The 13,983-nt window shown below is 71.8% G+C and carries 8 protein-coding genes; 3 read left to right on the forward strand and 5 right to left on the reverse strand.

Translation table 11 applies throughout. The features are described from left to right. Nucleotides 1-264: 264 nt before the first annotated feature. Nucleotides 265-3,465, forward strand: coding sequence for a N,N-dimethylformamidase beta subunit family domain-containing protein (locus ACIBQZ_RS24405; protein WP_396091074.1), 3,201 nt, complete (start codon nucleotides 265-267; stop codon nucleotides 3,463-3,465). 10 nt (nucleotides 3,466-3,475) lie between these two features. Further along, the gene (locus ACIBQZ_RS24410; protein ID WP_396091075.1) at nucleotides 3,476-7,948 is read left to right on the forward strand and encodes a DUF4082 domain-containing protein; all 4,473 of its coding nucleotides are present in this window, start codon (nucleotides 3,476-3,478) and stop codon (nucleotides 7,946-7,948) included. 22 nt (nucleotides 7,949-7,970) lie between these two features. On the opposite strand, the gene ACIBQZ_RS24415 is transcribed toward ACIBQZ_RS24410, so the two are convergent. After that, nucleotides 7,971-8,384, reverse strand: coding sequence for a MarR family winged helix-turn-helix transcriptional regulator (locus ACIBQZ_RS24415; protein WP_396091076.1), 414 nt, complete (start codon nucleotides 8,382-8,384; stop codon nucleotides 7,971-7,973). Between the two features lie 86 nt (nucleotides 8,385-8,470). Between ACIBQZ_RS24415 and ACIBQZ_RS24420 the strand changes: the two genes are divergently transcribed. Continuing rightward, complete coding sequence (locus ACIBQZ_RS24420) at nucleotides 8,471-9,280, forward strand: alpha/beta fold hydrolase (protein WP_396091077.1); 810 nt, start codon at nucleotides 8,471-8,473, stop codon at nucleotides 9,278-9,280. Nucleotides 9,281-9,282: 2 nt separating this feature from the next. Here the strand turns inward: ACIBQZ_RS24420 and ACIBQZ_RS24425 are convergent, their stop codons facing one another. The 4 genes from ACIBQZ_RS24425 to rfbA all read right to left on the reverse strand — a co-directional run bounded on the left by ACIBQZ_RS24425 (nucleotide 9,283) and on the right by rfbA (nucleotide 13,941). Beyond that, nucleotides 9,283-10,608 (reverse strand): UDP-glucose dehydrogenase family protein, encoded by a 1,326-nt coding sequence (locus tag ACIBQZ_RS24425; RefSeq protein ID WP_396091078.1) that lies wholly within the window; start codon nucleotides 10,606-10,608, stop codon nucleotides 9,283-9,285. After that, the gene (locus ACIBQZ_RS24430; protein ID WP_396091079.1) at nucleotides 10,608-12,113 is read right to left on the reverse strand and encodes a sugar transferase; all 1,506 of its coding nucleotides are present in this window, start codon (nucleotides 12,111-12,113) and stop codon (nucleotides 10,608-10,610) included. The genes ACIBQZ_RS24425 and ACIBQZ_RS24430 overlap by 1 nt, the downstream gene beginning before the upstream one ends. Nucleotides 12,114-12,460: 347 nt before the next feature. After that, on the reverse strand, nucleotides 12,461-13,060 hold the full coding sequence (locus ACIBQZ_RS24435) for a dTDP-4-dehydrorhamnose 3,5-epimerase family protein (RefSeq protein WP_396091080.1): 600 nt from the start codon (nucleotides 13,058-13,060) through the stop codon (nucleotides 12,461-12,463). Then, nucleotides 13,057-13,941: a glucose-1-phosphate thymidylyltransferase RfbA gene (gene rfbA, locus ACIBQZ_RS24440; RefSeq protein WP_396091081.1), complete on the reverse strand. Its 885-nt coding sequence runs from the start codon at nucleotides 13,939-13,941 to the stop codon at nucleotides 13,057-13,059. The genes ACIBQZ_RS24435 and rfbA overlap by 4 nt, the downstream gene beginning before the upstream one ends. Nucleotides 13,942-13,983: the final 42 nt, after the last annotated feature.

Here is a 13,983-nt window from a genome sequence, read left to right on the forward strand (position 1 = left end):
CGACCTGTCGCCGGATGACCGAACGGGTGGTGGCCACCGCCGATCGGCGATCCGGGCGCTCAGGTCAGCCGGGACGGCGTCCCCCGACGGGACCGACTATCTACGCACCTCCACCCGGAGCGGTCACGGGTGTCGTCCGGCCGACAGCCCGGTGTGATCTGCTGCATTCACGATCTCGTCATGTCCAGCCGCTGACGAAGCGCCCGGACCTCACTTCGGCGACGGCCGCGGCGCGTGGCGTGCGCGACCAGGGAGGCGGCTTCCGTGCGTGATCTCAGGACCTTTCGCTGGCGGGCGCTGCTGGCGCTGACCGTCGTCGCCGCCACCCTGTCGGTAGCGCCCGCGGGGCCGGCCGCCGCCGCCGATCCGTGCGCGCCGTTGGTGAACCCGGTCGCCTGCGAGAACACCAGACCCGGCACCCCACGCAGCACCTGGGACGTCTCCGGCGCCGGCTCCGCCGCGCTGCAGGGCTTCACCACGCAGATGAGCGTCAACCTGGGTGAGACGGTCAATTTCAAGATCAAATCGGCCGCGACCTCGTACCGCCTCGACATCTACCGGATGGGTTGGTACGGCGGCAGCGGCGCGCGGCTGGTCACCACCGTCAACCCGGTCGGGCGGCAGACCCAGCCGGACTGCCTGTCGAGCCCCACCACCGGCCTGGTCGACTGTGGCAACTGGGCGGTCTCGGCATCGTGGGCGGTGCCCGCCACCGCGGTCTCCGGCATCTACTTCGCCCGGCTCGTCCGGACCGACGGCACGTCCGGGGCCAGCCACGTCGTCTTCGTGGTGCGCGACGACGGCCGCCGTTCGGACCTGCTATTCCAGACCTCCGACACGACGTGGCAGGCCTACAACACCTATGGCGGCAACAGCCTCTACGTCGGTTCGCCGGCCGGGCGCGCGTACAAGGTGAGCTACAACCGCCCGGTCACCACCCGCGGCACGGGCGCCGAGGACGCCGTCTTCAACGCGGAGTACCCGATGGTGCGGTTCCTCGAGGCCAACGGCTACGACATCAGCTACTTCTCCGGGGTCGACACCGACGCCCGCGGGGCATTGCTGAGGAACCACAAGGCGTTCCTGTCTGTCGGTCACGACGAGTACTGGTCCGGCCGGCAACGGGCGAACGTGGAGGCGGCCCGCGACGCCGGGGTCCACCTCGCCTTCTTCAGCGGCAACGAAGTGTTCTGGAAGACCCGGTGGGAGAACGCGATCGATGGGTCGGGCACGGCCAACCGCACCCTGGTCAGCTACAAGGAGACCCACGCCAACGCCAAGATCGACCCGGTCGCGGAGTGGACCGGCACCTGGCGTGATCCCCGGTTCAGCCCGCCGTCCGACGGCAACCGCCCGGAGAACGGGCTGACCGGCACCCTCTTCGAGGTCAACTCGGGCACGGTGAGCCTGCGGGTGCCGGCCGCCGACGGCAAGATGCGGTTCTGGCGCGGCACCTCGGTCGCCACCCAGGCGGCGGGCGCTACGGCCACCCTGGGCACCGGCACCGTCGGCTACGAGTGGGACGAGGACGCCGACAACGCCGCCCGGCCCCGGGGGCTGATCCGCCTCTCCACCACGACCGCGTCCGGCGTCGAGGTGTTGCTGGACCACGGCTCGACGTACGGCTCCGGCAGTGCCACCCACCGTCTGACGCTGTACCGCGCACCGAGCGGTGCGCTGGTGTTCGGCGCCGGCACCGTCCAGTGGTCGTGGGGACTCGACAGCGACCACGACCGCGGATCGGGCGCGCCCAGCACCCCGATGCGCCAGGCCACCGTCAACCTGTTCGCGGACATGGGCGTGCAGCCGGCCACCCTGCTGGCCGGGCTCACCACCGCCACCGCCTCCACCGACACGGCGGGCCCGGTCGCCACCATCACCGCACCGGCGGCCGGCGCCACCGTGCCGGCCGGTGCGCCGGTCACCATCGCCGGAACCGCCACCGACAGCGGCGGCGGCACCGTCGGCGGGGTCGAGGTGTCCACCGACAACGGCGTCACCTGGCACCCCGCGACCGGCCGCGGCAGCTGGACCTATGCGTGGACCCCGCGGACCGCCGGCGGCACCACGATCCGCGTCCGGGCCACCGACGACAGCGCCAACGTCGGCACCGACGCGGCCGTGCCGGTCACGGTCGGCACCCGCACCTGTCCCTGCACCATCTGGGACGCGTCCGCCACGCCGGCGATCGCCGCCGACCCGGACAGCACCGGCACCGAGGTCGGCACGAAGTTCCGCGCCGACGTCGCGGGCCAGGTCACCGCGATCCGTTACTACAAGAGCAGCGCCAACACCGGTACGCACGTCGGCCACCTGTGGACCGCCTCGGGCACCCAGCTCGCCGCCGTCACGTTCGCCGGCGAGTCAGCCACCGGCTGGCAGCAGGCGAACCTGTCCAACCCCGTGTCGCTGACCGCCGGGACCACCTACGTGGTGTCGTACTACGCCCCGAACGGCCGGTACGCGGCCGACCCGGGCTTCTTCGCCGGCCAGGGCGTCGACAGCGTCCCGTTGCACGCCCTGGGTGACGGCGTCGACGGCGCCAACGGCGTCTACCGCTTCGGGACCGGCTTCCCGACGCTGGCCTGGGAGTCGGCCAACTACTGGGTCGACGTGGTCTTCACGCCGGGCAGCGGTGCACCCGACACCACCGCGCCGACCGTGACCGCACGGACCCCGGCTGCCGGCGCCACGGGAGTGTCGGCCGGGACCACGGCCACCGCCACGTTCAGCGAACCGGTGCAGAGCTCGACGGTCGCCATGGTGCTCCGGGGCGGGGGCGGCACGTCGGTGCCGGCAAGCGTGGCCTACGACGCCACCACCAGGAAAGCCACGCTGACACCCGACGCCGCGCTGGCCGCCGACACCACCTACACCGCCACGGTCAGCGGCGCGGCCGACCTCGCCGGCAACGTCATGGCCGCCACGTCCTGGTCCTTCACGACCGCGGCCGGCACTCCGCCGCCGACCGGCTGCCCGTGCTCGATCTGGGCCGCCTCGGCGGTGCCGGCCACGCCGTCCGACCCGGACACGGCGGCCGTCGAGGTGGGCCTGAAGTTCCGGGCCGACGTGGCCGGCCGGGTCACCGCCGTGCGGTTCTACAAGGGCAACGGCAACGGGGGTACGCACGTCGGGCATCTGTGGAGTGCGACGGGGACGCTGCTGGGCACGGTCACGTTCACCGGCGAGAGCGCCACCGGCTGGCAGACCGCGACGTTCGCCACCCCGGTGCCGGTCGCCGCCGGCACCACCTACATCGTGTCGTACTACGCGCCGACCGGACGTTACGCGGGCGACAGCGGGTACTTCACCACCGGCGTCGACAACGGACCGCTGCACGCCCTGCGGGACGGTGCCGACGGCGCCAACGGCGTCTACCGCTACGGGACCGGCGGGGGCTTCCCGACCGACACCTGGGGCTCGGCCAACTACTGGGTCGACGTCGTGTTCACCGCCGGCAGCTGAGGAGCGCTCCGTGGACGGATCGAACCACCGGTCACGACGGCTGCTGGCGCCGGTCGTGATGTGCCTTGCCCTGATCGTGGTCCTGCTGACCCCGGTCACCCCGGCGGCGGCCGCCACCTGCCCGTGCTCGATCTGGCCCACGACGGCGGTGCCGGGCACCCCGGCCGACTCCGACACCGCGGCCGTCGAGGTGGGGGTGAAGTTCCGCGCGGACACCGATGGATTTGTCACCGGCGTGCGCTTCTACAAGGGCAGCGGCAACTCGGGCACCCACATCGGACACCTGTGGACCGGCGCCGGCGCCAACCTGGGCACCGTCACCTTCACCGCCGAGACAGCCACCGGCTGGCAGACCGCCACCTTCGCGAGCCCCGTCGCGATCACCGCCGACACCACCTATGTCGCCTCGTACTATGCGCCCAACGGCCGGTACGCGAGCGACGACGGTGCCTTCGCCACGGCGGGGGTCGACAACGCCCCGCTGCACGCCCTGCGGGACGGTGCCGACGGCGCGAACGGCGTCTACCGGTACGGCGCGGGCGGTGGCTTCCCCACCAACACGTGGCAGTCGGCCAACTACTGGGTCGACGTGGTGTTCACCACCAGCGGGACCGACACCACAGCGCCGACCGTCACCGGCACCAGCCCGGGCGCCGGCGCCTCCGGTGTGCCCACCACGACCGCGGTCAGCGCCACCCTCAGCGAGCCGGTGCAAGCCGGCACGGCCACCGTCACCCTCACGGCCGGCGGCACCCCGGTGGCCGGGACCACCACTTACGACGCGGCGACCCGGACGGTGACCTTACGGCCGACGAACCCGCTCGCCGCCTCGACGACGTACACCGCCACGGCCGCCGGTGGCAGGGATGCCGCCGGGAACACCATGGCCGCTTTCCCGTGGACCTTCACCACCGCGTCCGGCTCGGGGTCCGGATGTCCGTGCACGATCTGGCCGTCGACCGCCACGCCGGCCACCGCCGCGGTCAACGACAACTCCGCGGTGGAGCTCGGCGTGCGCCTGCGGAGCAGCACAGCCGGGTACCTCACCGGGGTGCGGTTCTACAAAGGAGCGGCCAACACCGGCACCCACACCGGCGCGATCTGGAGCAACACCGGCGTCCGCCTGGCGACCGTGACCTTCACCGGCGAGAGCGGCTCGGGCTGGCAGACCGCCGTGCTGCCCAACCCGGTGGCGGTGGCGGCGAACACCACCTATGTGGCGTCGTACCACACCGACACCGGCTTCTACTCGGCCACCGGGAACGGCCTCGCGACCGCCGTTTCCCGCGGGCCGCTGACCGCCCTGGCCAACGGCACGGACGGCGGTAACGGCGTCTACCGGTACGGCGCCAGCGCGTTCCCGACGCAGACGTACCTGGCGACCAACTACTGGGTCGACGTCGTGTTCGACACCACCGCGACGGACACCACGGCGCCCACGCTGACCGCCCGCGCGCCGGCCGCCGGTGCGGTCGGCGTGCCCACCAGCACCGCGGTCGTGGCGACCTTCAGCGAGCCTGTCACCGCGTCCGGCATCGCCATGACGCTGACCGGCCCGTCCGGCGTGGTCACCGGCACCACCACGTACGACGCGGGCGCCGGCGCCGCCACGTTCACCCCGGCCGCCGCGCTGGCCACCTCGACCGGCTACACGGCCTCGGTCAGCGGTGCCCGCGACGCCGCCGGCAACGTGATGACGCCGGTGACGTGGTCCTTCACCACGGCCGCCCCGCCACCGCCACCACCGGATCAGGGTCCGGGCGGGCCGGTGCTGGTCATCAAGTCGGCCGCCACGGGCGCCGGTGGGTTCACCCCGTTCCTCGCCGAGGTGCTGCGGACCGAGGGCCTCAACGAGTTCGCCACAGCCGACCTGTCCGCCGTCACCGCGTCGATGCTCAACAGCTACGACGTTGTGCTTCTGGGTGCGACGCCGCTCACCGCCGCGCAGGCGAGCATGATCACCACCTGGGTCACCAACGGCGGCAATCTCGTCGCCTTCCGGCCGGACAAGCAACTGGCCGGTCTGCTCGGGCTGACCGCCACCACCGGCACCCTGGCCGAGGGCTACCTGAAGGTGGACACCTCCGCCGCGCCCGGTGCCGGCATCACCGACCAGACGATCCAGTACCACGGCACCGCCGACCGGTACACCCTCGCCGGCGCTCGCTCGGTCGCCACGCTCTACTCCAGCGCCACGGCGGCCACCGCCAACCCGGCCGTGTCGCTGGTCGACGTCGGCGCGGCGGGTGGGCAGGCCGCGGCGTTCAGCTTCGACCTGGCTCAGTCGCTGGTGTACACCCGCCAGGGCAACCCCGCCTGGGAGAAGCAGGAGCGGGACGGCACCGCGCCGATCCGGTCCGACGACCTCTACTTCGGCGCCGGCGCGACCGACTGGGTGAACCTGGCCAAGGTCGCCGTTCCGCAGGCCGACGAGCAGCAGCGGCTGCTGGCCAACCTGATCGGCGCCATGAACCTGGATCGCAAGCCGCTGCCCCGGTTCTGGTACTTCCCGCGCAGCCTCAAGGCGGTCGTCGTGGGCACCGGCGACGACCACGCCACCGGAGGCACGGCGGGCCGGTTCGACCAGTACACCGCGAACAGCCCGGCCGGCTGCGTGGTCGACGACTGGCAGTGCCCGCGCTTCACCTCGTACGTGTTCGCGAACACGCCGCTGAGCGACACCCAGGCGGCGGCGTACCAGGCCCGCGGCTTCGAGGTCGGGCTGCACGTCAACACCAACTGCGCCGACTTCACCACCGGCTCGCTGGCGGCCAACTACACCGACCAGCTCGCCGCCTGGCGGGCGAAGTACCGCAGCGTGGCGGCGCCCAGCACGAACCGGGTGCACTGCATCGTCTGGTCGGACTGGTCGACCCAGGCGTCCACCGAGGCCGCCAACACGATCCGCCTCGACACCAACTACTACTACTGGCCCGGCACCTGGATCCGGGACCGGCCCGGCTTCATGACCGGCTCCGGCATGCCGATGCGCTTTTCCGGCAAGACCGGTGGGCTCATCGACGTCTACCAGGCCGCCACCCAGATGACCGACGAGTCCGGCCAGAGCTACCCGTTCACCGCGGACGCGCTCCTGGAAGCGGCGCTGGGCCCGGAAGGCCGGTACGGCGCCTTCACCGCGAACATGCACACCGACCAGGGCACGACGTACGACAGCGACCAGGTGCTGGCCTCGGCCCAGCGCCACGGCGTGCCCGTGGTCACCGCCCGCCAGCTGCTCACCTGGCTCGACGGTCGGAACGCATCGTCGTACACCGGCATCTCGTGGTCGGCGAACACCCTGTCGTTCGAGGTGAACGTGGGCGCCGGCGCCAACGGACTCACCGGCATGGTGCCGACGCTCGGCGCCGGCGGCCGCACCCTGACCACGCTGACCCGGGCCGGCGCCGCCGTGCCGTTCACCCGCACCACCATCAAGGGCGTCGAGTACGCCATGTTCACCGCAGCGCCGGGAGCGTACGCGGCTCTCTACGGGGCACCTGCCGCCGCCCCGACGGTCGCCATCGCCACCGCGGTGCCGGAGAGCACCACGGCGAACGTGACGGTCACGGGCACCACCGCCGCCCGGACCGAAATCGAGTACGGCGTGCGGGCCGACCGGCTGTCCGCGCGCGTCGTCGACGGCACCCAGGCTTCCCGGCGTACTGTCCGGCTCCCCGGGCTCGCCCCGGGCACCACCTACTGGTACCGGGTCCGGGTGACCGCGCCCGGCGGCCGGACCACCACGTCGCCCCTGCGCAAACTCGTCACGGCGGCCACCGATCGGCGGGCGCCCGGCGTGTCGGCGGTCTCCGTGGTGCCCCGGCCGGACGGCACCACGGCGGTCGGCTGGCGCACGGACGAGTCCGCCGCCGCCACGCTGCTGGTCGGCACGGCGCCGGGCTCCCTCGCCGAGTGGCCGGGCGACCGCGGCGGACACCGGCACACCGTCGTAGCGACGGGTCTGGCACCGCTGACCACCTACCACTACCGCGTCCACAGCGTGGACCCGGCCGGGAACACCACGGTGTGGCCGGCGACGGATCGGCCGCCGGCGACGTTCGTCTCGGCGGCGGTCGGTGTCGCCGACTTCACCGCGCCGCAACTGCGCACCGGCACGGCGCTGCGCACCACGGTCACCGACGCCGGGATACGCCTGTCCGGCGCCGCCCGCACCGGCAGCAAGGTCTCCCGGGTGCTCGACGCCGGTCAGCTGGTCACCTGGGACCGCCTGGCCTACCAGGCCGACGTGCCCCGGGGGGCCACCGTGCGGTTGTTCGTCCGCACCGGCAGCACCTCGACGCCCGGCGCGGGTTGGTCCGGCTGGACCGCGGTCGGCTACGGCGACCGGGTGCTGGGTGGCTCGCGGTACGCGCAGTACCGGGTGGAGCTGACCCGGGCCCGCGGCGGCGAGAGCCCGGTGCTGTCCGGGGTCGGCATCACCTCCGACGCGGCACCGCTGAAGGCCCCGACCGAGAGCAGGTGAGGCCCGGGCCGGGAACGTCCGCTCAGCGTGGCTCGGCTGCTTTGAGCAGCAGTTTGTGCAGGGTGTCCCGTTCGTCGGCACTGAGCCGGCCGAGGGACTCGGTCAGGACACCGTCGACCGCCTCGCCGCCGGCCCGCCTGAGTTCGTCGCCGGTCGCGGTGAGCTGGTGCGGGACTTTGCGGCCCGTGCCCTCGACCCGCTCGATGAGGCCGCGGTCGACCATCCGCCTGGCCAGCTCGCCCATGGACTGGTCGGTCTGGAAGGTCAGCTCGGCCAGCTGATGCAGCGAGGCGCCGGGGTTCGCGTGCAGGTGGCGCAGGGTGTCCCACTGCACCAGCGACAGGCCCAGCGGGGCCAGGCGGCGATTGGCCTCGCGGTGGTGGCGCCACTGGAGCCGCTTGACGGCCAGGCCGACCTGCTGCAGCGGGGTGCTCATGCGGCCAGGCTATCGCAAGGTTGCGTATATAAGGACCCTTGTATAAGGTTCCTTAGATATGGATCCTCACTTCCAGGAGCGTTCGCATGACCGTCCACTCATTGGCCGTCCCGGGGATCGGCTCCCTCGCACTCACCGTCACCGAGCACGGCCGGGGTCACCCCGTCCTGCTGCTGCACGGCGGAGGTGGCCCGCTCACCGTCACACCCTGGGCCGAACGGTTGGCCGAGGCCGAGCACGCGCACGTGTTCACCCCGGTCCACCCGGGCTTCAACGCCACGCCACGCCCCGCCGCGCTCGACTCGATCGCCGGGCTGGCCGCGACGTACGTCGTGCTGCTCGACGCCCTCGGCCTGCAAGGCGTCACGGTGGTCGGCAACTCGATCGGCGGCTGGATCGCCGCCGAGATGGCGCTGCTGCACTCACCCCGGGTCAGCGGTTACGTTCTCGTCGACGCGGTCGGCATCGAGGTGCCCGGTCACCCGGTCGCCGACTTCTTCTCGCTCGCTCCCGCCGAGCTCGCCCAACTCAGCTACCACGACCCGCAGACGTACGGTATCGACCCGGCCACGCTGCCCCCGCGGGTTCGTGACGCGATGGCCGGCAACCGGGTGGCCCTCGAGGCGTACGCCGGGCGCGCGATGACCGACCCGAGCCTGGCCGGCCGGCTGGGCGGGGTGAGCACCCCGACCCTGGTGGTCTGGGGCGAGGCCGACCGGATCGGCGACCCCGACTTCGGCCGGGCCTTCGCCGCCGCGATCCCCGGCGCGCGGTTCACGATGCTTCCCGAAACCGGTCACCTGCCCCAGATCGAAACCCCCGAGGCGCTCATCCGGACCGTGTGGGCCTTCGCCGACGCGCCCGCCACCAGGGAGTCCGCCCGCCCGTCGGCGTAGGCTCAGGGCCGGCCGAGCGCCTTGTATTCCCAGCCCGCGGCGCGCCAGGCGGCGGAGTCGAGCGCGTGCCGCCCGTCGAAGATGCGGCGTGCGGCGACGACCTCGGCCATCGCCCCGGGCGCGATCTCCCGGAACTCGGTCCACTCGGTCAGCAGCACGACCACGTCGGCGTCGCGGGCGACATCGAGGGCGCCGGTGCCGTAGGACAGTTCGGGATGCGCCTTGCGGGCGTTGTCCATCGCCGCGGGATCGAAGACGTGCACGTCGGCGCCGAGGCTCGCGAGCTTGCTCGCCACGTCGAGCGCAGGCGCGTCGCGGATGTCGTCGGAGTTCGGCTTGAACGCCGCGCCCAGCGCGGCGACCTTCTTGCCGGCCACGTCGCCGCCGCAGAGCTCGACGACCAGCTCGACCGTGCGGGCCCGGCGCCGGCGGTTGATGCCGTCGATCTCGCGGAGGAAGCCGACCGCCTGGCCGACGCCGAGCTCCTCGGCCCGGTGCGCAAACGCCCGGATGTCCTTGGGCAGGCAGCCGCCGCCGAAGCCGAGGCCGGGGCGCAGGAACTTGCCGCCGATCCGCTCGTCGTAGGCCAGCGCCTCGGCCAGGTCGTGCACATCGGCGCCGGTGGCCTCGCAGATCTCGGCCATCGCGTTGATGTAGGAGATTTTGGTGGCCAGGAACGAGTTCGCGGCGACCTTCACCAGCTCCGCGGTCTGCAGGTCGGTGACCTTGACCGGGACGCCCTGGGCCAGCACCGGCGCGAACGCGGCCCGCAGCCGCTCCTCCGACCAGGCGGAGGTGACGCCGAAGACCATCCGGTCGGGCTTCATGGTGTCGTCGACGGCGAAGCCCTCGCGCAGGAACTCGGGGTTCCAGGCCAGCTCGACCCGGTCGCCGGCGGGTGCGGTGGTGCGCAGCAGCTCGGCGAGCCGGGCGGCGGTGCCGACCGGGACGGTGGACTTGCCGACCACCAGGGCGCGGCGGTGCAGGTGCGCGGCGAGCGCGGTGACCGACGCGTCGACGTAGGTCAGGTCGGCGGCCTCGGAGCCCCGGCGCTGCGGGGTGCCGACGCAGATGAAGTGCACGTCGCCGAACTCGCCGGCCTCCCGGTAGCTGGTGGTGAACCGCAGCCGGCCGGTCTCCAGCGCCTTGGTGAGCAGCTCGGGCAGGCCGGGCTCGAAGAACGGCACCTCGCCGGAGTTGAGCCGCGCGACCTTCTCCGCGTCCACATCGACACCGAGGACGTCGTAACCCATGACCGCCATGCAGATGGCGTGGGTGGCGCCGAGGTAACCGGTGCCGATGACGGTGAGCCTGGGACGGTCGTTCATCAGTAAGCTCCCGAGCTGCGGACCACCGCGCTGACAGTGCGCGCGAGAATGGCCAGATCCATGACCAGGGACCAGTTCTCCACGTACGTCAGATCGAGCCGGATGGACTCGTCCCAGGAGAGGTCGGAGCGGCCGGACACCTGCCAGAGTCCGGTCAGGCCCGGCTTGACCACCAGGCGCCGGCGCATGTCGGCCGGGTAGCCGGCGACCTCGCGGGCCAGCGGCGGGCGGGGGCCGACCAGCGACATGTCGCCCTTGAGCACGTTGACCAGCTGGGGCAGCTCGTCGAGCGAGTAGCGGCGCAGGAACTGGCCGACCGGCGTGACCCGTGGGTCCTTGCGGAGCTTGAACAGCTCGCCGTCGGTGTCGTTGAGGTTGCGCAGCTCGGGCAGCCGCGCCTCGGCGTTGACCACCATCGTCCGGAATTTGTAGAGCACGAACGGCTTGCCGTCCTTGCCGACCCGCTCCTGCCGGAACACCGCCGGTCCGCGGCCGCCCTTGCCGAACATGACCAGTGTGGCCACCACGGCCAGCAGTGGCGCGCTCAGCGTCAGCAGGACGAGCGCGCCGGCCCGGTCGAAGGCGGCCTTGACCAGCCGGGCGCTGCCCTTGAGCCGGGGGTGCTCGACGTGCAGCATCGGCAGGCCGTCCACCGGGCGGATGGTGGTGCGGTCGCCGGCCACGTCGACCAGCGTGCTGGCCACGATGAGGTCGATCTCGTCGCGTTCGAGCTGCCAGGCGAGGCGGCGCAGTGCGGCGCCGTCGATCTCGGGGCAGGACAGGACCACGACGGTGTCCGCGCCGGAGAGGTTGACCGCGGCGGCCACGTCGTCGAAGTTGCCGTAGATGGGCGGCAGCCCGGCGGTGACCTCGCCGCCCGGGCCGGGCGGCAGGCAGGCGCCGATGATGCCGAGGCCGTGGTGGCTCTCGTGGCGCAGCCGCTGCGTCATGTCGGCGACGGCGCGCGCGTGGCCGACCAGGATGACCCGGTGCAGCCGCTCACCGCGGGCCCAGGAGCGGTGCAGCAATTGCCGGAACACGTAGCGTGCGCTCAGGTCGACCACTGTGGCGAGCGGCACAGCGATGAGCACGTAGCCGCGGGCTAGACGCAGGTCGAACGCAAAGGAAATAATGGCCAACCCCGCGATGAGCCCGATTCCGGAACGGACGACCCGGGCATATTCGTCGGTGCCGACGAACAGATGACGCGGCTCGTAAGCCCGGTTGAGCGCCAGCACGGCGATCCAGGCCAGCGGAAATAGCAGGGTCAGCAGCAGATATTGCCAGAGGAACGGCTCGATGCTGTACGCGCCGAAGCGCAGCAGCAGCGCCGAGGACGAGGCGACCAGGCCGACACCCCAGTCGATCAGGCACAGCCGCTGGGCGTACCGGCCGCGCCAGCCGGGCTGCGCCGCCAGGTCCCGGATCTGCCGGTCGCGTACGACGCTGAGCTGCGGTTTGTCCTGGGTGATCTCGACGGCCGATAGGGGGTCGATCGTCTGCACGCCTAGCCTCCGTCATCAACTGCGGGCTACCGCAGTCCGTGTTCTGCGGCCCCCCGGCCGGCACGTGCCGGCCGGCTCGTGTGCGGGTGAGCGGTCCGGCGGCGGTGAACCCGCGGGACCCGGCTTAAAGACTGCTTAATGGAGCGCTGCCGCGCTACATCTTTCCGTTCGATAGGAATGGCGAATCGGATGAGGTTGGATTGCAAATGGGTGCAAGGTGGTCAGATCGGGCGAAGCAGATTTCCGGCGTACATGGGACCGCAACCTACCAGAAATGCTCGACTGGTGGTGTGTCGGTACCCCATCGAACGGTGGGAGTCAATGGCATAAAGCGGAAAGGGAATGTATTACATCCGACGGCTTGATTCGATACGAGTACAACAAGCGTCGTATTGCGGCAGCAGGCCGGCGGCCAGGGCCTCGGCCAGCGACGGCGCCTGCGCGTCCTTCGTGGACAGCAGTGGCGTGCCGGCCGGCCAGGAGATGCCGAGCTCGGGATCCAGCGGGTTGATGCCGTGCTCGTGCCCCGGGCGGTAGGTGGTCGAGCAGAGGTACGCGACGGTGGCCCCCTCGGTCAGCGCGCAGAACGCGTGCCCCAGCCCTTCGGCGAGGTACACCGCGCGGCGTTCCTCGGAGTCGAGCGGCACCGCCTCCCAGGCCCCGAACGTCGGCGAGCCGACCCGGATGTCCACCGCTACGTCGAGCACCGCCCCGGACACGCAGGTCACGTACTTGGCCTGGCCCGGGGGCACGTCGGCGAAGTGGATGCCCCGCACCACGTCCCGGGCGGAGGTGGACAGGTTCGCCTGGGCCAGGTCCAGCGGATGGCCCACGGCGGCGGCCAGCGCGTCGAAGCGGTACCACTCCAGGAACGCGCCGCGGGAGTCGTGGTGCTGGACCGGGGTGACCTCGTACGCGCCCTCGATGGTCAGCGGACGGATCTTCATCGGGCACCCCCGTAGCGGCCGGTGTCCAGCAGGCGCACCAGGTACTCGCCGTACCCGCTCTTCATCAGCGGACCGGCCAGCTCGCGCAGCTCGGTGTCGGAGATGAAGCCGAGCCGCCAGGCGGCCTCCTCGACGCAGCCGATCTTGAATCCCTGCCGTTCCTCGATCACCCGCACGTATTCCGACGCCTGCACCATCGACTGGAAGGTGCCGGTGTCCAGCCACGCGGTGCCGCGGTCCAGGACGGTCACCTCCAGCCGGCCCTGGCGCAGGTACTCCTGGTTCACCGCGGTGATCTCCAGCTCGCCCCGGGCGCTGGGCTCCAGCTTGTCGGCGATCCGGACCACGTCGGCGTCGTAGAAGTACAGCCCCGGCACGACATAGGTGGACTTGGGCCGCTCCGGCTTCTCCTCGATCGACAACGCCTTGCCGTGGTCGTCGAACTCGACGACGCCGTACCGCTCGGGGTCGGCCACCGGGTACGCGAACACGCGCCCACCGGCCGGCTCCCGGAACCGGGACAGCTGCCGGCCCAGGCCGCCGCCGTGGAAGATGTTGTCACCGAGGATCAGCGCGACCGGCTGGTCGCCGATGAAGTCCGCGCCGATCCGGAACGCCTGGGCGATCCCGTCCGGTTTCGGCTGTTCCGCGTACGACAGGGAGAGCCCGAAGCGGCTCCCGTCGCCCAGCAGGCGCCGGAAATGGGGCTGGTCCTCCGGTGTCGTGACAACCAGGATCTCCCGGATTCCGGCGGACACCAGGGTCGTCAGGGGGTAATACACCATCGGTTTGTCGTAGATGGGCATGAGCTGTTTCGACATGGCCATCGTGATCGGCCAGAGTCGCGAGCCGGTGCCACCGGCGAGCAGGATTCCGCGCACCGGAAGAGCTAAGCAGAGGCCCGCCGGACGCGTACACTCACC

The organism is Actinoplanes sp. NPDC049599, assembly GCF_044465625.1.
Lineage (GTDB): Bacteria > Actinomycetota > Actinomycetes > Mycobacteriales > Micromonosporaceae > Actinoplanes.

Bases quoted from the DNA above. Each gene is read 5' to 3' on its own strand.
- ACIBQZ_RS24415 (WP_396091076.1), bottom strand. From the start codon at position 8,384: ATGAGCACCCCGCTGCAGCAGGTCGGCCTGGCCGTCAAGCGGCTCCAG.
- ACIBQZ_RS24420 (WP_396091077.1), top strand. From the start codon at position 8,471: ATGACCGTCCACTCATTGGCCGTCCCGGGGATCGGCTCCCTCGCACTC.
- ACIBQZ_RS24425 (WP_396091078.1), bottom strand. From the start codon at position 10,608: ATGAACGACCGTCCCAGGCTCACCGTCATCGGCACCGGTTACCTCGGC.
- ACIBQZ_RS24435 (WP_396091080.1), bottom strand. From the start codon at position 13,060: ATGAAGATCCGTCCGCTGACCATCGAGGGCGCGTACGAGGTCACCCCG.